The 21,901-nt window shown below is 64.1% G+C and carries 22 protein-coding genes and 1 riboswitch; of the genes, 10 read left to right on the forward strand and 12 right to left on the reverse strand.

What is annotated here, in order from left to right:
- Position 1: 1 nt before the first annotated feature.
- Positions 2-559 carry an NUDIX hydrolase gene (locus HELO_RS11755; protein WP_013332888.1) on the reverse strand — a complete coding sequence of 186 codons (558 nt, stop codon included), beginning with the start codon at positions 557-559 and terminating at the stop codon, positions 2-4.
- A gap of 94 nt (positions 560-653) precedes the next feature.
- Between HELO_RS11755 and HELO_RS11760 the strand changes: the two genes are divergently transcribed.
- Positions 654-1,274 carry a CoA pyrophosphatase gene (locus HELO_RS11760; protein ID WP_041602108.1) on the forward strand — a complete coding sequence of 207 codons (621 nt, stop codon included), beginning with the start codon at positions 654-656 and terminating at the stop codon, positions 1,272-1,274.
- The gene (locus HELO_RS11765; protein WP_013332890.1) at positions 1,271-1,921 is read left to right on the forward strand and encodes a 2OG-Fe(II) oxygenase; all 651 of its coding nucleotides are present in this window, start codon (positions 1,271-1,273) and stop codon (positions 1,919-1,921) included. Before HELO_RS11760 ends, HELO_RS11765 begins: the two co-directional genes overlap by 4 nt.
- Positions 1,922-1,991: 70 nt before the next feature.
- On the opposite strand, the gene HELO_RS11770 is transcribed toward HELO_RS11765, so the two are convergent.
- The 7 genes from HELO_RS11770 to HELO_RS11800 form a co-directional block, all read right to left on the reverse strand.
- The gene (locus HELO_RS11770; RefSeq protein ID WP_013332891.1) at positions 1,992-2,855 is read right to left on the reverse strand and encodes an MOSC domain-containing protein; all 864 of its coding nucleotides are present in this window, start codon (positions 2,853-2,855) and stop codon (positions 1,992-1,994) included.
- 78 nt (positions 2,856-2,933) lie between these two features.
- Positions 2,934-3,629 carry an aspartate/glutamate racemase family protein gene (locus tag HELO_RS11775; protein ID WP_013332892.1) on the reverse strand — a complete coding sequence of 232 codons (696 nt, stop codon included), beginning with the start codon at positions 3,627-3,629 and terminating at the stop codon, positions 2,934-2,936.
- A 93-nt stretch (positions 3,630-3,722) separates the two neighbouring features.
- Positions 3,723-4,238 carry a GNAT family N-acetyltransferase gene (locus HELO_RS11780; RefSeq protein ID WP_157953418.1) on the reverse strand — a complete coding sequence of 172 codons (516 nt, stop codon included), beginning with the start codon at positions 4,236-4,238 and terminating at the stop codon, positions 3,723-3,725.
- Between the two features lie 47 nt (positions 4,239-4,285).
- Positions 4,286-5,059 carry an enoyl-CoA hydratase-related protein gene (locus tag HELO_RS11785; protein WP_013332894.1) on the reverse strand — a complete coding sequence of 258 codons (774 nt, stop codon included), beginning with the start codon at positions 5,057-5,059 and terminating at the stop codon, positions 4,286-4,288.
- A 124-nt stretch (positions 5,060-5,183) separates the two neighbouring features.
- The gene (locus HELO_RS11790; RefSeq protein WP_013332895.1) at positions 5,184-6,971 is read right to left on the reverse strand and encodes an acyl-CoA dehydrogenase; all 1,788 of its coding nucleotides are present in this window, start codon (positions 6,969-6,971) and stop codon (positions 5,184-5,186) included.
- Between the two features lie 68 nt (positions 6,972-7,039).
- Positions 7,040-8,422 (reverse strand): MFS transporter, encoded by a 1,383-nt coding sequence (locus HELO_RS11795; protein WP_013332896.1) that lies wholly within the window; start codon positions 8,420-8,422, stop codon positions 7,040-7,042.
- Positions 8,423-8,581: 159 nt separating this feature from the next.
- Positions 8,582-9,220 (reverse strand): class I SAM-dependent methyltransferase, encoded by a 639-nt coding sequence (locus HELO_RS11800; RefSeq protein WP_013332897.1) that lies wholly within the window; start codon positions 9,218-9,220, stop codon positions 8,582-8,584.
- Positions 9,221-9,259: 39 nt separating this feature from the next.
- On the opposite strand from HELO_RS11800, the gene HELO_RS11805 reads away from it, so the two are divergent.
- The 8 genes from HELO_RS11805 (at position 9,260) to HELO_RS11840 (ending at position 19,208) form a co-directional block, all read left to right on the forward strand.
- A complete protein-coding gene (locus HELO_RS11805) occupies positions 9,260-9,640 on the forward strand; it encodes a VOC family protein (RefSeq protein WP_013332898.1) in 381 nt (126 codons plus the stop codon).
- A 90-nt stretch (positions 9,641-9,730) separates the two neighbouring features.
- On the forward strand, positions 9,731-10,108 hold the full coding sequence (locus tag HELO_RS11810) for a DUF4870 family protein (RefSeq protein ID WP_013332899.1): 378 nt from the start codon (positions 9,731-9,733) through the stop codon (positions 10,106-10,108).
- A 3-nt stretch (positions 10,109-10,111) separates the two neighbouring features.
- Positions 10,112-11,044, forward strand: coding sequence for a lysophospholipid acyltransferase family protein (locus HELO_RS11815; protein WP_013332900.1), 933 nt, complete (start codon positions 10,112-10,114; stop codon positions 11,042-11,044).
- A 184-nt stretch (positions 11,045-11,228) separates the two neighbouring features.
- Complete coding sequence (locus tag HELO_RS11820) at positions 11,229-12,776, forward strand: glucan biosynthesis protein (RefSeq protein ID WP_041602568.1); 1,548 nt, start codon at positions 11,229-11,231, stop codon at positions 12,774-12,776.
- Entirely contained in the window at positions 12,763-14,673 is a 1,911-nt protein-coding gene (gene mdoH, locus HELO_RS11825; RefSeq protein WP_109637471.1) for a glucans biosynthesis glucosyltransferase MdoH, read from the forward strand. The genes HELO_RS11820 and mdoH overlap by 14 nt, the downstream gene beginning before the upstream one ends.
- Before the next feature lie 44 nt (positions 14,674-14,717).
- Positions 14,718-14,859: riboswitch (TPP riboswitch) on the forward strand.
- 71 nt (positions 14,860-14,930) lie between these two features.
- Positions 14,931-15,599: a thiaminase II gene (gene tenA, locus HELO_RS11830; RefSeq protein WP_041602109.1), complete on the forward strand. Its 669-nt coding sequence runs from the start codon at positions 14,931-14,933 to the stop codon at positions 15,597-15,599.
- Between the two features lie 430 nt (positions 15,600-16,029).
- Positions 16,030-17,919 carry a phosphomethylpyrimidine synthase ThiC gene (gene thiC, locus HELO_RS11835; RefSeq protein WP_013332904.1) on the forward strand — a complete coding sequence of 630 codons (1,890 nt, stop codon included), beginning with the start codon at positions 16,030-16,032 and terminating at the stop codon, positions 17,917-17,919.
- Positions 17,920-18,068: 149 nt separating this feature from the next.
- Positions 18,069-19,208, forward strand: a complete 1,140-nt coding sequence (locus HELO_RS11840; RefSeq protein WP_013332905.1) for an aminotransferase class V-fold PLP-dependent enzyme — start codon at positions 18,069-18,071, stop codon at positions 19,206-19,208.
- A gap of 114 nt (positions 19,209-19,322) precedes the next feature.
- Here HELO_RS11840 and HELO_RS11845 read toward each other — a convergent pair whose 3' ends face one another.
- From HELO_RS11845 to HELO_RS11860, 4 genes are all read right to left on the reverse strand, one after another.
- Positions 19,323-19,928: a Yip1 family protein gene (locus HELO_RS11845; RefSeq protein WP_013332906.1), complete on the reverse strand. Its 606-nt coding sequence runs from the start codon at positions 19,926-19,928 to the stop codon at positions 19,323-19,325.
- Between the two features lie 123 nt (positions 19,929-20,051).
- Positions 20,052-20,996 (reverse strand): heme o synthase, encoded by a 945-nt coding sequence (cyoE, locus tag HELO_RS11850; RefSeq protein WP_013332907.1) that lies wholly within the window; start codon positions 20,994-20,996, stop codon positions 20,052-20,054.
- Complete coding sequence (cyoD, locus tag HELO_RS11855; protein WP_013332908.1) at positions 20,954-21,283, reverse strand: cytochrome o ubiquinol oxidase subunit IV; 330 nt, start codon at positions 21,281-21,283, stop codon at positions 20,954-20,956. Before cyoD ends, cyoE begins: the two co-directional genes overlap by 43 nt.
- Position 21,284: 1 nt before the next feature.
- Positions 21,285-21,899: a cytochrome o ubiquinol oxidase subunit III gene (locus HELO_RS11860; protein ID WP_013332909.1), complete on the reverse strand. Its 615-nt coding sequence runs from the start codon at positions 21,897-21,899 to the stop codon at positions 21,285-21,287.
- Between the last annotated feature and the right edge of the window lie 2 nt (positions 21,900-21,901).

Consider the following 21,901-nt stretch of genomic DNA (forward strand, 5'->3'; position numbering starts at 1 on the left):
CTCAGGCCGAGCCGAAATAACGTTCCCTGTCCTCCGGCGTGATATCGCTGACGTGCAACGGGTAGCTCCCTTCGCGGCGATCATCGTAGAAGTGACGCAGGGTCCGCTCGATGGTGGGAAACGCCAGTTCGTCCCAGGGAATTTCGCTCTCCTCGAACAACGCCACCTCGAGACTTTCCGGCCCGGCATCGAAGCCGCCATCGAGGTCGGCCAGGAATATCATGTAGACCTGATCGATATGCGGCAGGTTGATCAAGGTGTAGAGGCCGTGCAGCGCCACCTCGGCACAGGCCTCTTCCCGCGTCTCGCGGGCCGCCGCTTCCAGGGTGGTCTCGGCGTTTTCCATGAAGCCCGCCGGCAATGTCCAGTAGCCCTTGCGCGGTGCGATGGCACGCCGGCACAACAGGATTCGCGAGCCGCTGATCGGCAGCGTCCCGGCGATGATGCGCGGATTCTGATAATGGATGGTGCCGCAGGCGTCGCACATATAGCGCGGCCGATCGTCGCCCTCGGGAATAGCGAAGCGGACCGGCTGGCCACAATGGCTGCAAAAGTTCATGGTCCTCCCTGACGAACCGAAAGCGCGCTCCCGGCCCGGACTTGACGCCGCGCTCGGCGACTGGGTAAAAGGGGTGAAACCCGACGGAAACACCATGTTAGAAAAACTTCGCGAGCGCCTGCAAGCACATGCTCCTCGTCGCCTGCGGCTCGATCTGCCCCAGGCCGCCGTGCTGATCCCCCTGGTCGCCCGGCCGGAGCCGACACTACTGTTCACCCGCCGCGCCGCGCACCTCTCCACTCATAGTGGCCAGGTCGCCTTCCCTGGCGGCAAGCGCGAGTTCGACGACCCGGACCTGCTGGCCACCGCCCTGCGCGAATCCCGGGAAGAGATCGCCCTTCCCGCCGAACGCGTGGAAATCCTCGGACGGCTCTCGGATGTCGTCTCGCTGCACGGCATCCTGGTGACGCCCTATGTCGGCGTGATTCCCCCCGACCTGCCGCTGACGCCGGATCCAAGCGAGCTGGATGCCATCTTCGAGGTGCCGGTGCGTCGTTTCCTCGACGATCAGCGCACCCATACCGACGTGATCCGCGTCGACGAACGCGACTACTACGTACCCAGCTATCGCCAGGACGAACATGTCATCTGGGGATTGTCGTCGATGATGCTGGTGGAACTGCTCGCCGAGGGATTCGGCATGCCGATCAGCCTCTTTCAACGGCCCGATGGCGAGTTGCGCCACCACCCCGCCCGCCGGATGTCTGCATCATGAGCGACACGTCACGCCTCCCCGAAGCCCGTCTGGGCGAACTGATCGACAGCCTGGTCACCCAGGGCTGGTATGTGGGGCCATCCTTCCTGCCTGCGCCCCTGTGCAGCGCCTTGCATGCCGAGCTCGACGACATGACGGAACGCGATGCCCTGATTGCCGCCGGTATCGGCCGTGGCGACAACCATCATCTGCGCCGCGATGTACGCGGTGACGCCATTCGCTGGCTGGACCGCGAGAGCCAGGCCCAGCGGCGTTATCTCGAGGCCATGGGCGATCTCCAGCGGGCCCTGAACCAGGCGCTGTTCCTGGGGCTCTTCGAGTACGAGGCCCATTTCGCCCACTACCCGCCGGGCGCCTTCTACCGACGCCACCTGGACAGCTTCCGGGGACGCGCCAATCGCGTGGTGTCCACGGTCGGCTACCTGACTCCCGACTGGCCCTCGGATGGCGGGGGCGAGATGGTCATCTACTCGCCGGACGACGACCGCGAGGTGGCGCGCGTCCGTCCCGAAGCCGGCACTTTCGTCTGCTTTCTCGCCGAAACGATTCCCCACGAGGTGCTGCCGACCCGCTTGCCCCGGGCTAGCATCGCCGGCTGGTTCCGCCGCAACGCCTCACTGAACGGACTGATCGACCCGGCCAGCTGATCACCGTTCAGTGGCCGCCCGCTTGCCGAAGCCGTGACCATTCCATACCGACGAGACCAACCCAGCATATTCAATCCGCGCGGCGCTTCGAGACGGCCAGGCGGTCGCCCACGCGCAATTCCCGACCCTCGCCGGCCAGCAGGATCGCGTTCTGCCCGAAGAAAGCCCCCTTCATATCCGGCTGAGTCGCCATCTCGACCAACGTCTTGAGCGGCTCCTTGGGCGTCGGCGCCACGCCGCTATACTGATCCTGGGTGATGATCTTGCAACGCTTGCAGGGCTTGCGCAGGCCCAGGCGTACTCCAGCCTCGTCGTTGCCGAGTTCATCCCACTGGCGCTCGTCGAAGGCCTCTTCGCCCTGCACCACGATATTGGGCCGGAACCGGCTCATCGGCACCTCATCGACCCCCTTGTCGGAGAGTCGCGCATTCAGCGCCGCGAGTGACGCCTCGGACGTCACCAGGAAGGAATAGCCATCGGCGAAACCGGTCTGGGCACTCTCGCCGCGCAGATGATCGGGGGCGATGTCACGTCGCTGATCATCGGGGAAGCGCACCAATCTCAGACGGCTTCCGCCGGGCCGGCCCAGCACCTCGGTCAACCAGGCGGAAGCCCGCGCGCCTTCATCCAGTGCCTCGCAGTCATCCTTCCAGATGCGAACCGCCAGCCGCGGTGCCGCCGCCTCGTTTCGCCCGAACTCGACGACCAGCGGCTCGGCGGCATCGTCATGCTCGAGAATCAGCGCCTGCGGTTCGAGACGAACCCGCACCTGGGCCATGGCGGGCACTTCCCGTTGGGTCACGAAACGGTTGTCGTCATCGATGATCATCCAGTGCCGGTCGAAGGCGAACCCTCGCGCCGTGATCGATGCCGTCTCCAGACCGATCCCGCGCAGCGACTTGACCGGATAGATGTTGAGCTGGGTAATGCGCACCTTGCCTCTCCCTTGGCGAATTCGCGAACCCTGTATTTTACCAGCCCTTCCTTGCCGCTGCCCGTCACCAAGGCCTTATCAAGGCTCGAGCGCCATGGCGACGGCGCTGCCGGCATGGATCGCCGTCGTGTCGTAGAGCGGCACCTGCGTGTCCGTCTGGTTGACCAGCAGGGCAATTTCGGTACAGCCGAGAATCACCGCCTCGACTCCCCGCTGGCGCAGCGACTCGATGATCTCGAGATACTCGGTCTTCGATCGCGGCTCGATCCGTCCCTGGCAAAGTTCTTCGTAGATGACCCGGTGGACCCGTTGCCGCTGCTCTTCCTCGGGCACCAGTACCTCGATGCCGAAACGCTCGGTCAGGCGGGCCTTGTAGAAGTCCTGCTCCATGGTGAAGCGGGTGCCCAGCAGGCCGACACGCCGCATGCCGTCGGCCACCAGCCGTTCTCCGGTGGCATCGGCGATATGCAGCAGCGGAATGTCGATGGCATCAGCCACCTCGGGTGCCACCTTGTGCATGGTATTGGTGGCGATCAGCAACATGTCCGCTCCGGCAGCCTCGATGCGACGAGCCTCCCGCGCCAGGATGCTCGCCATGGCCTCCCAGTCTCCCTGACGTTGCAGCACCTCGATCTCGGCAAAATCGACGCTGACCATCACCACCCGTGCCGAGTGCAAGCCACCCAATGACGCCTTGATCCCGGTATTGAGTGCCCGATAGTAACTCTCGGTGGATTCCCAGCTCATGCCGCCCAACAGGCCGATGGTTTTCATCTCTCACTCCCTGATTTCCTGTATTGGCCCCTCGAATGTCATGCCCATGCTGTCGGACCCGCATTGCCTTCATGACTTGTCCACGAGTCAGGTTCACAACAACGACATCGACATCAACCCATAGTGATCACGAGGCGTGAACCCGAGGCCATGGTAAAGACCCCGCGCGCGGTCATTCGACTTCTCTACCTCGAGGTGCAACGCCACAATACCGCTGTCACGCATCGTCTCCGCCAGCCGTACGAGCGCCTCTCTCCCCGCCCCCAGGCCACGCGCCTTCGGAATGACATACAGCTCATCGATGAAGGCATCGCGACCGGCGAACTCGATCGAAAAGCCGAAGCACACCGCGAGATAACCGATCGGGTCTTCTCCAGCATATATCAGAAAGATATGCCCGTAGTGATCGTTCGCCAGTAGTGCGTTGACCGCCGTAATGCGCCGCTCCTCGGCAAGCGCCACTGCTTCTTCAGCATGAAAGGCGCGTACCAGTTCGAGTACGGTAGATAGATGATGTGGCTCGGCACGCCCAAGATGCACAGCCATTGAGTGCCCCCTCGCCTCGACAGTGCCTGTTCCGCTGCCTGTTACAGCAAACAAAATGGCCACGGCGTCATCGCCGTGGCCGTCCGAGGCAGGGTGCCAGCAGCGCGGTGTCAGAAGTTCGGCTTGCGCTTCTCGACGAAGGCACTCATGCCCTCGGCCTGCTCCTCACCAGCGAAGCATAGCGCAAACAGGCTGTTTTCCAGGGCCAGGGCAGTATCCAGGTCCTGATCCAGGCCATCATGCACGGCCTGCTTGGCACTGCGCACCGCTTGCGGTCCATTGCCGCCGAGTTGCCGGGTCAGTTCGTCCACATAGGCCTCGAGCTCGTCCTGGGCCATGACGCGATTGACCAGCCCGATGCGCAGCGCCTCGGCGGCGTCGATCTTGCGGCCGGTGGTCACCAGATCCAGCGCCATGGCCGGCCCGACCCGCCTCGGCAAGCGTTGCGTGCCCCCGAAACCGGGAATCACGCCGAGCTGCACTTCGGGCTGCCCGAAGACGGCATTGTCGCTGGCCACCGCCCAGTCGCAGGCCAGGGCCAGTTCGCAGCCGCCGCCCAGGCAGAAGCCATTGACCAGGGCCACCACCGGCACCGGCAGGGTCTCCAGCCGCTTGATGGTCCGCAGTGCCTGGCCGGCGAAGTCGCGGGCCTGCTGCGGCGTCTTGCTGCGCATCTCGGTGATGTCGGCACCGGCCACGAAGGACTTCTCGCCGGCACCGGTGAGCAGCACGGCACGCAGGTCGTCACGCCCCTCGAGGTCGATCAGCAGACGTTCGAGTTCGGCGATCACCTCACTGTTCAAGGCATTGAGCGCCTTGGGACGATTGATGGTCAGACGCACGATGCCGGCGTTGTCCCGTACCTCGATCAACGGCTCGCTCATGGTAGCTCCTCATGTTGTGAAACGACGATACATCGACCTCAACCCTAGCGAACGCTAGGTTGGGCAGCAATCGCTCCTTTCGCAGGGTCCATCATCATGCGCCGATACAAGGAAGCCGGGCGGATCAATCGCCGTCGGGAGCATAACGCGCCAGCCTGTCCACACCGGCCTCGATCACCGCGCGCTGGGCACGACCGATCGGCAGCCAGTGGCGCAAGGCATGGTCGGCGGCGGCCAGCTTGGCGTGATAGAAGGGATCGGTACTGCCGTCGAGCAGGGCAGCCTCGGCCACCAGGGCGGCACGCCCCATCTGCCAGGCACACAGGACATGGCCGACCAGCGACAGGAAGGGGGTGGCGAAAGCCTGGATGGCATCGGTTCCCTGTTCGGGATCGCGACCTCCCTCCAGCACCACGGCCATGGCAGCACGCAGATCGGCCGCACCACCGGCCAGGCTCTCGCCCAGGGCCAGCAGATCTTCGCGGGCCGCCAGCGCCGCGGCCGTAGCCTCGACATCATCGACCAGGGAGGCAAGTGCCGCGCCACCATCGCGCCCCAGTTTGCGACCGGCCAGGTCCAGCGCCTGGATGCCGTTGGTGCCCTCGTAGATGGGCGCAATGCGCGCATCGCGCAGCAACTGGGCGGCACCGGTCTCCTCGATATAGCCCATGCCGCCGTGCACCTGGATGCCCAGGGAGGCGATCTCAACGGCCTGGTCGGTGGAAAAGGCCTTGACCACCGGGATCAGTACATCGACCCGGGCCTGCGCCCGTTGCCTCGTCTCTTCCTCCTCGGCATGGCGCGCCTTGTCCATCTGGGCCGCGCATGTCAGGGCCAGGGCCCGCAGGGCATCGGTGCGAGCCCGCATCGACAGCAACATGCGTTTCACGTCGAGATGTTCGGCGATCGCGCACTCCGCACCATTCCGACGCCCCTGCCGGCGCTCCCGGGCATAGGCCAGCGCCTGCTGACAGGCGCGTTCGGCCACGCCGATGCCCTGAATACCGACCTTGTGGCGCGCGGCGTTCATCATGGTGAACATGTGATTCAGCCCGCGCCCGGGCTCGCCGACCAGATAGCCGATGGCGCCCTCTCGCTCGCCGAAGCTCAACACACAGGTCGGCGAGCCATGGATGCCCATCTTGTGCTCCAGGGCGGTGCAGACGACATCGTTGCGCTCCCCTGGAGCTCCGTCGTCGTCGACCAGGAACTTGGGCACCAGGAACAGCGAGATGCCCTTGTTGCCCTCGGGGGCGTCGGGCAGGCGCGCCAGCACCAGATGCACGATGTTCTCGGCACAGTCATGTTCGCCCCAGGTGATGAAGATCTTCTGGCCGGTCAGGCGATACACGCCGTCCTCGCCGCTCGGCTCGGCGCGAGTGCGCACCAGGGAAAGATCGGAGCCGGCCTGGGGCTCGGTGAGATTCATGGTGCCCGTCCAGCGCCCCTCGACCAGCGGCGCCAGGTAGCGCTCGCACAGCACCTCGTCGCCATGCTGGATGAGCGCCTCGATGGCCCCGGCGGTCAGCATCGGGCACAGCCCCAGAGCCATGTTGGCGCCATGCAGCATTTCCTGGACGGCGCTGGCTACCACCTCGGGCAGCCCTTGCCCGCCATGCACCTGCTCGACGCCGATACCATTCCAGCCGCCTTCGGCGTAGGCGCGATAGGCGTCGGCAAAGCCGTCCGGCACATTCACGCCACCGTCATCACGGCGCACGCAGCCCTGGCGATCGCCGCTGGCATTCAGCGGTGCCCACACGTCTCCGGTAAGACGCGCGGCCTCCTCGAGTACCGCCTCGACCAAGTCGGCACCGACCTCCTCGAAACCGGGCAGCGACAGGACCTCGTGTTCGAGCAGCTCCTCGAGGACGAAACGATGCTCACGGACGGGGGCGGTATAGGGGGTCATGGTGACTCCTCGGCAGACAAAGACTGATGCACGAGCTTATTTTCACAACGCCTCATGAACCATTATGCCTAGGTCGCACCCTTCGTGCCGACGTGCTTCTGGTCACCCTCGTAATAGGCGATATGAGCCTCATCGGGCCGCGGCGGTCCCATCAGGGGTTCGGCCACTTCCACATCGGGCACGGCCTGGGAGAGATCTTCCACATGCTCGTGCTCCAGTGCGCCTTGAACCCACTCATCGGTCACCGCCAGCTCTGCCCCCACCGCACTGAGCGGCGTGGCAGGCGAGAAGGGAGCGACCGGCACCGGCGCCGGACGCACGCTGCGTCGCCAGGCGAAGAACCCCACCAGCGCGACGCCCAGCACTCCCATACACCAGAACAGCCCCTCGTTGCCGACGACCGCCATGACCGGCGAAATCACCGACGGACTCAGGGTCGACCCGATGGCGTTGATCAGCAGCAGCCCCTGGCTCATGCGCACCAGGGCGCCGGCAGGGGCGCGGTCGGCGGCATGACCGACCGCAACCGGATACAGCGAGAACACCCCGCCGCCGAGCAGGAACAGCAAGCCGGCCAGGCCCCAGCCTCCCAGCGGCAGCCAGAGAATACCGACAGAAATCAGAACGCAGACGGCCCCCATCAGGATCAAGACCATCTGCCGGTCATGACGATCCGACCAGCGGCCCACCGGATATTGCAGCAGCATGGCCCCGAGCACCACTACCGCCATCAACTGGCCGACCCGGTCGATACTATAGCCGAGCCCCTGCAAATAAAGCGGCAACAGGGTGTAGACCGCCGCCACCGCCAACCCCGAGCCAAAGCTGCCCATCACGCCGGTGGGCGTCAGGGTGATCAGGCGCAACGGTGACAGCGGCTCCGCTTTCTCCAGCAATGGCGTCACCCGGGGGATCATGGCCATGGGCAGCACCGAGAGCGCAGCCAGCATGCCGATGATCATGAACGGCGCGGTGTCCCCCAAGGACTGGGCGACACCGAGCATCAATTGCCCCACCACGCCGGCGGCATACATGGCGATCATGTAGAGCGCCAACAGGCGTCCCCGAACCCTCGCCTCGCCGGCGGCCAACAGCCAGCTCTCGATGACCAGGAAAACTCCGACCGTGGCCCAGCCACCGATCAGGCGAAGCACGAACCAGGCCGTAGGGTCAGCGAACAGGCCCTGCAGGAGAACGGCCACTGCCACCAGAGAGGCGAAGCTGCCATAGGCGCGAATGTGACCGATCGCCAACAGCAGGCGGTCATTGAATAGCGCACCCAGGGCCAGGCCGATGAAATAGGCCGACGATACCCAGCCGATGACTTGCGGCGAGTAACCGGCGGAATCCAGGCGCAGGGTGGTCAGGGTAGCGAGAGACCCGTTACCGATGGCGAGGATGAACAATCCCAGCAACGGTGCCAGGGCCATGAGCAGCAACTGCCGTGACATGCAAGGCTCTCGTGGCAAGGGAAAGGAAAACGCCACGACTGGCGGCGTGGCGCGATATCGGGCCGACTATACGCCGGCTTTGCATGCCGGCCAAACAGTTTTCGCCCCCCTTGCGCCTTCACTTTCTTGCCATCATCGAGCCTGATCGAACCCGCCCGGTCATCGCTTCTGCAACAGTACGACATCGTCGGCATGAAAGGTCACGTCCAGCTCGAAACGTCTCCCCAGCCATTGGAACGTCGACTCGGAGAAAAACGCCACATGCGAGGGATCACGAATATAATGCCAGTCGGCGAAAGCCTCGCGCGAACGCACGCGCTTGGTCATCAGCCCCAAGCAGCCACCGGGCCTCAGGTGGTCGAGCAGCCGCTCGATTTCCCTGCCCGGCGCGGCGAGGTGCTCGACGACTTCGGTGGCGGTAATGAAATCATAGTCTCGCTGCCATACTGACGCGTCCGGTGCATAGAAGGGATCGAAGAGCGCCATCGAGTATCCGGCCTCCTCGAACATCACCGACAGGGTCGGCCCGGGCCCGGAGCCGAAATCGAGCCCTTGCGCACCGGGCGACAACCGGGCGACCAGCGGTGTGAACAAGCGCCCGAGGAAACGGCGATAACCGAGGTCGTCGGGATGGTTCTCATGCCGATCATAGACGGCCTTCTCCTCGGCCGTGGACAGGTGTTGCCATGCGGGCACAAAAACGAGCGCACAGTGTCTGCATGAAAGGTAGTCGCGTTCGTCATCGCAATGATAGTGCCCAGTATCGGGCGACGCGCATAGCGGACACGTCTGCATCATCGTATTCTCTTGCTGGAAACATCGTTGAAGGAGACATGCATGCTGTCAGGTCTGGACCATCTGGTCATCACCGTGACCGATATTTCCCGCGCCGTGGACTTTTACAGTCGGGTCCTCGGGCTAGATGTACGCTATCGCGACCGGGAACGCGTTGACCTGATGCTCGGCGACATGGCGCTGCGCCTGCATTGGACCGCCACCGACATCGAACCCCGTGCCGCCACGCCGACACCGGGCAGCCTGGACCTGTGCCTGCGCAGCCAATTGCCCCTGGATGAAGTGCACCGCCATCTGGAGGCCCTGTCGGTGGACGTGGAACTGGGTCCCGTCAAGCGTCAGGGCGCCACCGGCGAACTCGAGTCCCTTTACCTGCGCGACCCGGACGGCAACCTGCTGGAAATCAGCCGGCCGTTGCGTTGACACCAGAGACCGCGCCCGGTGGCATCGGCCGTGGTGCCAGGTATCATGACCCGGGCAACCATCACGCTCACTCACCTTCAAGGATGACCGATGAACGAGAACTCATCCCAAGACTCCGTAGTCGTCGAGTCCAATCCCAGGCCCGATACGACCATTCCCATGGTCATTTACGCGCTACATCTGGCAGGCATCGTCACCGGCGGTCTGACCGCCCTGGTCGGCGTGGTGATCGCCTATGTCTATCGCGGCAAGGGGCCCGACTGGCTCGACGAACACTATCGCTATCAGATCCGCACCTTCTGGATCGGGCTGGTCTACTTCGCCGTATCCGGCTTGCTGACCTTCATCCTCATCGGCTTTGTCACCTGGCTGCTGGCCGTGATCTGGCTGGTCATCCGTTGCGTCAAGGGATTCAAGGGCCTGCAGGAACACCGCAAGCCGGAAAATGTGGACACCTGGCTGGTCTGACCCATGGCGTCATCCGAATCTTTCATCGAACGCCTCCAGAGCCGGGCGATCGTCACCCTGTGGCGCGTACTCTCCGGCTGGCGTCCCGTTTCGCTCTGGCGACTGGCACGCCTGATCGGTCCGCTGGTGCGACGCTTCAGCCAACGTGAACGCCTGGTCACCCGCGTCAACCTGAATCAGGCCTATCCCGAGCTGGCCGAGCCGGTACAGCGGCGTCTCGTTCGGGACAGCCTGGTGCACTCCAGCGCCACCATGCTCGAACTGGGCTTCGCCTGGCTAGGCGATGCCCAGCGCGTCTCCGACTCGATCCAGGAGGTGCATGGTCGGGAACTGCTCGACGACGCACGCGCCCGGGGCCAGGGCGTCATCGTGCTGGCACCGCACTTCGGCAACTGGGAAGTGCTCAACTTCTGGCTATCGAGCCATTTTCCCTTCACGGCGATGTACGAGCCCCCCAAGCTGGCGGCACTCGACCCCATCATCCGCCAGGGACGCGAGCGCCAGGGAGCACGGCTGGTACCCACGAATCCTCGCGGAGTGGCCGCCCTGCTCAAGGCGCTGAACCGGACCGAGGCGGTCGGCATTCTCCCGGACCAGGAGCCGGGCTGGGGCAGCGGTGTTTTCGCGCCCTTCTTCGGGCGGCAGGCCTATACCGCCACGCTGCTGCCCAAGCTGGTGGCACGCACCGAGGCCCGCGTGGTCACCGGCGTGGCGCGGCGTCTGCCTGGACGTGGTTTCGCCATCCACTTCCTGGCGGCCGACGAGCGCGTCTACGAAAGTGACGAACGAACCTCCGCCGCTGGTGTCAATGCCTGCGTCGAAGCCGCCATCGCCCTGGACCCGGCCCAGTACCAGTGGGAATACAAGCGTTACCGCAAGACCCCCGAAGAGGCCGAACAACGCCCGGACTGGAAACACTTTCGCCTGTACCGCTGAGCCGACGCCGGAGAAGCCCCCTGGCGCGCTCTCGACAAAAGTCGAACAATGGAACACGCTCGAGTCGAGTGACACCCAATACACAAGGCCGCCACGACATCACAAGACATTCCGGAAATGGCCTGAACCTCCTGGCCCGGCTTGCGCGGGGAAGTGCCGGCGGGACCCGATGGAGACTTGCGACATGACGTTGCTGACCCGATTCCTGGCCTTGGCGCTGGGAAGCATGGTGGCCATGGACGCCGCCGAAGCCTCATCCAACGAGGCCCTGTACGACACCATCACCGACCGGGCCGAACGCCTGGCCGGCGAGCCTTACGACGATGCTGCACCAGAGATTCCCGCGGCCCTCACCGAGCTGGATTACGACCAGTACCGGCAGATACGCTTTCGCCCGGAACATGCCATATGGCGTGACCAGGGACTCTTCGAGGTCCAATTGTTCCACCCGGGCTTTCTCTATGATCGGCCGGTCGATCTCAACCTGGTGAACGCCGACGGTGAAGTGCACCACCTGCCCTTCGAAGCATCGCACTTCCGCTATGATGGCGATGTCGCCGACCTGGCCAAGCTGGAACTCGACGACCTGGGCTATGCAGGATTCCGCCTGCATTATCCTCTGAACAGCGGCGAATACCGCGACGAGTTCATGGTCTTTCTCGGCGCGTCATACTTCCGCATGGTCGGCCGCGGCCAGGGTTACGGGCTTTCCACCCGCGGCCTGGCCATCGACACGGCGGAGCCCCACGGCGAGGAATTCCCCGCCTTTCGCGAGTTCTGGCTGGTCAAGCCCGAGCCGGACGCGACCCACATGACCCTCTTTGCCCTGCTCGACAGCCCCTCCCTGACCGGCGCCTATCGTTTCGACATCGCACCGGGCAGCCAGACCGTGGTCGACACCGAGGCACGCCTATTTGCCCGCGAGGATGTCGCCAAGCTCGGCGTTGCCCCTCTCACCAGCATGTTCATGCACGGTGGCATCGCCAGCTACCCGGCCGACGACTACCGCCTGCGGGTTCACGACTCCAGCGGCCTGGCCCTGCATACCGGCAGCGGCGAACGCATCTGGCGGCCGTTGAGCAACCCGGAAAAGCTGCATATCTCTGGCCTTCAGGACACCTCGCCCCAGGGATTCGGTCTGATCCAGCGGCCCCGACACTTCGACGGCTATCTCGACGCCGAGGCCCGGTACGAGAAGCGTCCCAGCGAGTGGGTGACCCCCTTGGGAGACTGGGGCAAAGGGCGCCTCGAACTGGTCGAAATCCCCTCCGACAGCGAGGCAAACGACAACATCACCGCCTACTGGGTCCCCGAGCAGCCGCTCAAGGCCGGGCAGTCACGTACCTTCCGCTACCGACTGCGCACCTTCGGCGCCACGCCCCCCGACCAACGACTCGCCCATGTCATCCGTACCCGGCAGGGCTGGGGAGCGACGCCGGGACAGGACAACCCGCCACCGGCCAGCCAGCGTCACTTCATCGTCGACTTCCAGGGCCCCAGCCTCGAGGATCTCGATGCCGATCAGCCGGTGGAAATGCGGCTGACGACCTCCAAAGGCGAAATACTCGAGCCACGCGTCCAGCGTCTGCCCGACGGCGACACCTGGCGCGCCAATTTCCGGCTTGCCCCGGAAGATGGCACCCCGGCCGACATGCGCCTGGCCCTGATGCTGCACGGCGAACCGCTGACCGAAACCTGGAATTATGTCTGGTACCCCAATGAGCGCCGCTGAATCCCGAGCCAGCGTGGCCCCCGTTCCCTTCCGGCGCACCCGTCGCCTGGTCTTCGCCCTGCTGGTCGCCGCCACGACCGGCCTGGGCCTGGGGACCATGTTCCGTATCCTCCATGTCGGCGGCCTGACCCCGCTGGAACTCGCCATCCTCGCGCTGTTCACCGTGACCTTCGGCTGGATCGTCATCGCTTTCTGGAGTGGGATCATCGGCTTCGTGCTGTCCCTGGCCGGCCGCGATCCACTCAGCCTGACCAAGGTATCGCCCCCCAGACCGCCTGAGGATGCGCGTTCTCGCACCGCTCTGGTCATGCCGATCCACAACGAGGATGTCGAACGGGTAGCCGCCGGTCTCGAGGCCACCTGTCGAGACCTGCCGCCGATCACCGAAGCACGACGCATCGAAGCCTTCGTACTCAGCGACAGCACCGACGCCGACATCGTCGCCCGGGAACGCGCCACCATGGCCGCGCTGCAGCATCGCCTTGCCGACCACTGCCAGCTCCACTACCGGCACCGTGACAGCAATGCCGGCCGCAAGGCCGGCAATCTGGGCGACTTCTGCCAGCGCTGGGGGCAGCACTATGACTTCATGCTGGTGCTCGACGCCGACAGCCTGATGAGCGGTGACACCGTGCACCAACTGATCGCGGAGATGGAAGCCAATCCGCGCCTCGGCCTGCTGCAGACAGTGCCGATCCCGGTCCGCCAGGACAGCCTGTTCGGCCGCGCCAACCAGTTCGCCGCCGCCGTCTATTCGCCCATGCTGGCCACCGGGCTGAGCTTCTGGCAGTCCGATGCCGCCAACTACTTCGGGCACAACGCCATCATGCGCGTCGACGCCTTCACTCGACATTGCGGACTCCCCGAACTGCCCGGACGCCCGCCACTCGGCGGCGACATCCTGAGCCACGACTTCGTCGAGGCGGCCCTGTTGCGACGCGCCGGCTGGGAAGTGCGCATGCGCACCGATCTCGGCGGCAGCTTCGAGGAAATGCCGAGCCATATCCTCGACTACGCCAAGCGCGATCGCCGCTGGGTCCAGGGCAACCTGCAGCACCTGCGCCTCTTGGGTGGCAGCGGCCTGCACATGCTCAGCCGTGTGCATTTCCTGTGCGGCGCCCTGGCCTACCTGTCATCGCTGATCTGGCTGGCGATCCTGGTGGTCAGCACCATCGACGCCCTGATGCGCGCTCTCATCGAGCCCAACTTCTTCACCTCCAACGCCCAGCTCTTTCCCAACTGGCCCATCGCCCCACCCAACCTGATCATGCCCCTGCTCGGCGGCACCCTGGCGATGCTGCTGATGCCCAAGGTCCTGGGCGTCTGCCTGGCGTTGCGCCGGCATCCGGGCCTGTACGGCGGTCGGGCCAAGCTGGCGGCGAGCGCCCTGCTGGAAGCCCTGTTCGCGATGCTGATCGCCCCGCTGATGATGGTCTTTCACAGCCGCTTCGTGATCGAAGTGTTGAGCGGGCGCACGGTCGCCTGGAATCCACAATCCCGCGAGGGACGTGCCCTGCCCTGGCGCGAAGCGCTGCGCCATACCTGGCCGGGCACCCTGGCGGGCACCTTCTGGGCCTGGATCACCTGGTGGTACACCCCGACCTTCTTCTGGTGGCTGACGCCCGTCTGGCTGGGCCTGATGCTGGCCGCGCCCCTGGTTCGCCTGAGCAGCAGCCTCACCATCGGCCGACGCCTACGGCAACGTGGCCTGTTGCTGGTACCCAGCGAGACGGCCCCACCCGCCGTGTTGAAAGGGCTGACGCTTCCCGCCACCGTCGACGGCAATGCCGAGCCGGCGCCGCCGCCTGCGGAACGCCCCTGCGACATGCCGCTTCAATCCTTCTCGCGGGACTGGGCACGCCACCCGCCCACTCAGCAGCAAGGTATCGGCAAATGACGAGGGGGACTGTTCATTGCCGAACAAGCTGCTAGACTGAGGCCACTCGCTTGACGGGGTGCCGGTTGAGCCGGCTGAGATGACGCGCGTTCGCGACGAACACAGCGTTGATCCCGTGGAACCTGATCCGGGTAGGTGCGCCATCGCGCACGTGAACCGGCGTAGGGAATCAGGCGGTGGACTCGACCTCTTCTCCCGGCAGTCCTCCCTCCTCGTTTCGCTTCGCCCGCTTTCCGGATCCCGACACCGGAGACATGATGGGTTATCGTTTCAGCGACCTGACCGACGCCTGCCAGCAAGACTGGCGCGCCTATATCGAGCACGACTTCGTTCGCTCCCTCGGTGATGGCAGCCTCGACCCGGCGGCCTTTCGCCACTACCTGCAGCAGGACTACCTGTTCCTGATCCACTTCTCCCGGGCCTATGCTCTGGCGGCCTACAAGAGCCACGACCTGACCGAGTTGCGCCATGCCTTCGAGGGGCTCAAGACCATTCTCGACGTGGAGCTCGGCCTGCACGTGGGGTTCTGCCGCGAATGGGGCATTTCCGAGGATGACCTGGCCAAGCTGCCCGAAGCCCGCGCCACTCTCGCCTATACCCGTTACGTACTGGACACCGGCAGTCGCGGCGATCTGCTCGACCTTCACGTGGCGCTCTCCCCCTGCCTGGTGGGTTACGGCGAGATCGCCAACTGGCTGAACGCGCGCCAGGAAACCATACGGGGCGACGACAATCCTTTCGACGCCTGGATCGCCATGTACGAAAGCGACGATTTCCAGGGGGCCATGCACGACGAAGTTGCCTGGCTGGACGCTCGTTTGGCGGAGGTCACACCCGAGCGCTTCGCGCGGCTGGCGGGCATCTTCCGCGACGCCACCCGCCTGGAGATCGACTTCTGGCAGATGGGGCTGGACCGCGCGGACTAGCCCACTGCCTTGATAACCATTGCCGGCTGCGCGGACGCCAGGAGCTCCAGGCAGAAACTTCCCGGCACTGAAACCGTCCGCCAGCAATGGCGGGCACTACCACGCTTGACGGGGTGCCGTTGACGACGGCTGAGATCATGCGAAAACAGCATGGATCCCGTTGAACCTGAGAGGGTGTTTACAAACTACTGCGCTCGGCCATGCCGCGTTGAAATCAGCCTCAAAATGCTCATTTACCTCATCGTAAACTCCGCGTTTTCGGCTGATTTCGCCTAGCCCTGGCCATCGCTCGTGGCATTTGTAAATACCCTCTGCACTGGCTAGGACCAGCGTAGGGATCAAGCGATACGCCGCCGGACCATCCCGCCCGGTGGCCCCTGTCCCCCAGCGGTCCTCCCTGACAAATCATCCAAGCCAAGGGAGCACGACCATGAGCAAGACCACCAACTTCCTCAACGAAACCGCCCGCGTCGACGAGGCCGCCGTCCAGGCCCTGCCGGGTTCGCGCAAGATCCATGTCGAGGGCTCGCGGCCCGACATCCGCGTCCCCTTCCGCGAGATCAGCCTCTCGCCGACCAGCACCTCCGGGGCCGACGAAGACAACCCGCCGTTGCTGGTCTACGACACCTCCGGCCCCTACACCGACCCCGAGGCCAGCATCGACCTGCGCCGCGGGCTGCCCGAACTGCGCCGTACCTGGATCGAGGAGCGCGACGACACCGAATTCCTCGACGGCCCCACCTCCGAGTACGGCCAGCGCCGCGCCAACGACCCCATGCTCGCTCCGCTGCGCTTCGAGCTGACCCGCACACCCCGCCGCGCCAAGGCCGGAAAGAACGTCACCCAGCTTCATTACGCTCGCCAGGGCATCATCACCCCCGAGATGGAATTCATCGCCATCCGCGAGAACCAGCGCCGGCAAGCCCTGGGCACCGAAGAGGTGGAACGTATCCTCGGCCACCAGCATCCCGGCGAGAATTTCGGCGCCCATCTACCCGAGGAGATCACCCCGGAGTTCGTGCGTGCCGAAGTGGCCGCCGGCCGCGCCATCATTCCCAACAACATCAACCACCCGGAATCCGAGCCGATGATCATCGGCCGCAACTTCCTGGTGAAGATCAACGGCAACCTCGGCAACTCGGCGGTCACCTCCTCCATCGAGGAAGAAGTCGACAAGATGACCTGGGGCATCCGCTGGGGCGCGGATACCATCATGGATCTCTCCACCGGGCAGAATATCCACGAGACCCGCGAGTGGATCGTCCGCAACGCCCCGGTACCGATCGGCACCGTGCCCATCTACCAGGCACTCGAGAAGGTCAAGGGTGTGGCCGAGGACCTCACCTGGGAAGTGTTCCGCGACACCCTGATCGAGCAGGCCGAACAGGGCGTGGACTACTTCACCATCCATGCCGGCGTGCTGCTGCGCTACGTGCCCCTGACCGCCAAGCGCACCACCGGCATCGTCTCGCGCGGTGGCTCGATCATGGCCAAGTGGTGCCTCTACCACCACCAGGAAAGCTTCCTCTACACGCACTTCGAGGAAATCTGCGAGATCTGCAAACAGTACGACGTGGCCTTCTCGCTGGGCGACGGCCTGCGCCCCGGCTCGGTGGCCGATGCCAACGACGAGGCACAGTTCGCCGAGCTCGAGACCCTCGGCGAGCTGACTCGCATCGCCTGGAAGCACGATGTGCAGGTGATGATCGAAGGCCCCGGTCACGTGCCCATGCACCTGATCAAGGAGAACATGGACAAGCAGCTCCGCGAGTGCGACGAGGCGCCCTTCTACACACTGGGCCCGCTGGTCACCGACATCGCCCCCGGCTACGACCACATCACCTCGGGGATCGGCGCGGCGATGATCGGCTGGTACGGCTGCGCCATGCTCTGCTACGTGACGCCCAAGGAGCACCTGGGCCTGCCCAACAAGGACGACGTCAAGACCGGCATCATCACCTACAAGATCGCCGCCCACTCGGCGGATCTCGCCAAGGGTCACCCGGCCGCCCAGCGCCGCGACAATGCCCTGTCGAAGGCGCGCTTCGAGTTCCGCTGGGAAGACCAGTTCAACCTCGGCCTGGATCCGGACACCGCCCGGGAATATCACGACGAGACCCTGCCCAAGGACTCCGCCAAGGTGGCCCACTTCTGCTCCATGTGCGGCCCCAAGTTCTGCTCGATGAAGATCAGCCAGGAAGTCCGCGACTACGCCCGCGACAAGGGACTGGACGGTGATCAGGAGGCGGTCATGAAAGGCATGGAGGAGCAGGCGGAGAAATTCCGCGAACAGGGCGCCGAGCTTTACAAGGAGGTTTGATCCGGCGTCGAGGCCGGGGCATTCGCGCGCCCCGGCCTGGCCTCACGCCCCCATACACGACAGGATAAATACGGGACAGGCTGGTCTACGGTCCGGAATACGCATATCCTCGGAATATGCTTGAAGCTCCACCCACGACGGAGAAAGAAATGGCCGGCTTGCTACCCGATGTCGACCCCGATGGACTGCTCGAATATTCGGTGGTCTACACCGATCGCGCCTTGAACCACATGTCGCAGAACTTCCAGGAGGTGATGCACGACCTTTCCGCCGCCCTGAAGCGAGTCTACCGTGCGCATTCGACGGTCATCGTCCCCGGCAGCGGCACCTTCGGCATGGAGGCGGTGGCCCGCCAGTTTGCCACCGACCGGCGTTGCCTGGTCATCCGTAACGGCTGGTTCAGCTACCGCTGGACCCAGATACTGGACCGCGGCAAGATCCCCTCGGACCTCTACGTCCGCAAGGCACGCCGTGTCGATGACGACGATCCCACCTCCCCTTTCGCGCCCCCCGATATCGACGAGGTGATCGAGGCGATCCATGATCAGCAACCCGATCTGGTCTTCGCGCCCCATGTCGAAACCGCATCGGGCATGATATTGCCCGACGAGTACATGCGGCGCATCGCCGAGGCGATTCATGAGGAAAACGGCCTGTTCGTGCTGGACTGCATCGCTTCCGGCACCGCCTGGGTCGACATGCTCGACATCGGCGTCGATGTGTTGATCAGCGCTCCGCAGAAAGGCTGGAGCGCCTCACCCTGCTGCGGCCTGGTCATGCTCTCCCGCCTGGCGCGCGAGATCATCGATGAAACGACCAGCTCAAGCTTTGCCTGCGACCTGCGCAAGTGGCTGTCGATCATGGAGACCTACGAGGCAGGCGGCCATGCCTATCACGCCACCCTGCCGACCGACGGGTTGCGCCAGTTGCGCGACGTCATCGCCGAGACCGAAGCCTATGGCCTCGACAAGGTCCGCGACGAGCAGTTCGAGCTGGGCCGTCGCGTACGCGAGATGCTCGCCGAGCATGGCTTCCAGAGCGTCGCTGCACCTGGCTACGAGGCGCCGGGCGTGGTGGTGAGCTACACCGACGACGCAGAGATCGCCGCCAAGTTCGCCAAGGCCGGCGTTCAGGTTGCTGCCGGAGTGCCCTTGATGTGCGACGAAGGCGAGGATTTCCAGAGCTTTCGCATCGGACTGTTCGGTCTCGACAAGCTGCACAATATCGAACGCAGCGTCGAGCAGCTGGAACGGGCCCTGAAGGAGGTCGAGCAACAGACGGGCGACTGAACGTCCCGACGTCGACGCATCCTGCTGCGTCGTCGCGCACACAGTTCCCCAAACACGAACGGGCGACCCAATGGGTCGCCCGTTCGCCTTTCAGGATCGGTACCGGCCAGCGACCTACCCGATAATCGACAGGATAATGCGCTCGCCATACCCCCACAGCAGCACCGTCATCCCGAGCAGAGCCTCGAGAATCAGTACCCCGAAGGCCAGGGTGGTACTGGAGACGATGAACCCTTCCTCCTTGCTGATATTGAGGAAGGAAGGAATGCCGAGATACAGCAGATAAGCGGTATAGCAAAGACCGATGACACCGGCCAGCAGGCACAGCCAGATCAGCGGATAGACCGCCACGATGCCACTCAAGAACATCGGGGTGGCCACGTATCCGGCAAAGACGATGCACTGACTCTGGCTTGGTGGACGAGTATAGCGCTTGGCCATGTAGCGGATGATCTTGCCGACCGCATAGACCGCCGCCAGGATCACCAGGTAGAAGACAACCCCGGCCCCCAGGGCATCCAGATAACCCAGTTGTATGGTGGTACCGCCTCCTAGACTCCAGCCGACCTGCGTGGTGCCGATATAGGAGCAGACGACCGGGATGGCCGCCAGCAACAGGACATGATGCTCGTAGAGGTGGGTGAGCGTCTCACGCTCTTCCTTGATCTGTTTCCACTCGCGATTCGGGTGGGCGATCAGACCCCATACATGTGTCAACATAGCGCTACCTCCTGCCGGAGACGGACCGGGACTGGCCCGTCGGTCCACTGCATTATTGTTCCGTCGACTTGAGTATAGGCAGGAATCCGGGGGATGTGCCCCCCGGATATGACACAGGCAGAATCAGTTAAGGGCAGTCCACAGGGGAGTTGCCGGCGGCAGACTGGCGTCTACCGACATCATCAGGCTCAGCGCCGTGATGGTGATGATCGAAAAGGCAAAGACACGTTTCGCCCAGCGCTCCTCGTCATGTACGCGATAGCCCTGCATGGCGAGATAGAGCCAGTAGACGCCCATCACCAGGGCGACGACGAAATATCCCGGGCCGGCGTACCCTGCCACGCTCAACGCCAGCGAGGCGAAGACGAAGGCCAGGATGTAGCCGAGGATATAATGCTTGGCGGTCTTGATGCCCCTGACCACCGGCAATACCGGAATCCGGGCCGCCTGATAATCCTTCAATCGAAAGATGGCGATGGCATAGGAATGCGGCATCTGCCACAGGCAGAAGATCACCAGCAGTGTCAGCGCACCACCATCGAACTGGCCGGTCACGGCACAATAGCCCACTACCGGCGGCATGGCGCCGGACAGGCTGCCCACCAGGGTGCCGTACTCGGACTGACGCTTCATGTAGAGGCTGTAGACACCTACATAGATGGCAAAGCCGAAGGCCGCGAGTCCCACCGTCACCCAATTGGTGAACAGCGCCAACAGGGCGAACCCTGCAATCCCGAGCAGGGTCGCGAAGCGCAGGGTCGCGGCAGGGGTGACACGCCCCTGCACCAGGGGACGTGTTCGAGTACGCTCCATCATCGCATCGATATCGCGATCGATGACGTTATTGAACGCACACCCGGAAGCGATCACCAACGCCAGACCGACCACCGTGGCGATCAGCAGCCAGGGATCGACATCGCCCCGGGCGGCCAGGAAGAAGCCGCCCAGAACCGCGATCACATTACCGCCGATGATACCCGGCTTGGTGATGGTGAGGTAGTCCTTGCGCATCCTGGCCGCCGGAGTCAACCGATCATCATGTTCTGATGCAGGTTGTACATGATCCATACGGAACCTCCGATGATCAGGACCAGGATCGACACGGTGAAGACGAACGACATGAAGTTCCAGCCTTCGTCCGCCTTGGTGTTCATGTGCATGAACAGGATCAACTGCACCAGCACCTGCGCCACCGCCGTGGCCACGATGATAAGTACCGTGGCGGGCGTACCGAAGGAACCGGTCATCACCACCCCGAAGGGAATGATGGTCAGCACGATGGACAGGATCAGCCCTACGACATAGGACTTGACGCTACCGTGGCTGTGCTCTTCGTGAGAGGCATGTCCGCTCATATCAAAGGACTCCCATCAGGTAGACGAAGGAGAAGACGCAGATCCAGACGATATCCAGGAAGTGCCAGAACAGGCTCAGGCACATGATCCGCGGCCGCGTCATGTCGGTCAGGCCCTTGGTCTGCAGCTGGATCAGCATCACCAGAATCCAGATCAGGCCGAAGGTCACGTGCAGGCCGTGGGTACCCACCAGCGTGAAGAACGCCGAGAGGAAGGCACTGCGATCCGGACCAAAGCCCTCGTGGATCAGGTGCTGGAACTCGTAGACCTCCATGCCGACGAAGGCCGCGCCGAGCAGGAAGGTAATCGCCAGCCAGGCCTTGATCTGGCCGACGCGGTTGGCATTCATCGCCAGCACGGCCATGCCGTAGGTGAAACTACTGAACAGCAGCAGGAAGGTTTCGACCAGGATGAAGGGCAGCTCGAAGACTTCACCCGGCGTAGGCCCACCGGCCGTGCCCCGGAGGAGCACGGCATAGGTGGCGAACAGTGACCCGAAGATCACCAGATCGCTCATCAGGTAGACCCAGAAACCGAAGACCTTGGTGCCCGCGGTATCGTGGTGGTCATGCTCGTGAGCATGACCCTCGTGGTTGCTTAGAGTGTCGGTTGCCATGA

Source organism: Halomonas elongata DSM 2581 (assembly GCF_000196875.2).
Classification (GTDB): Bacteria; Pseudomonadota; Gammaproteobacteria; order Pseudomonadales; family Halomonadaceae; genus Halomonas; species Halomonas elongata.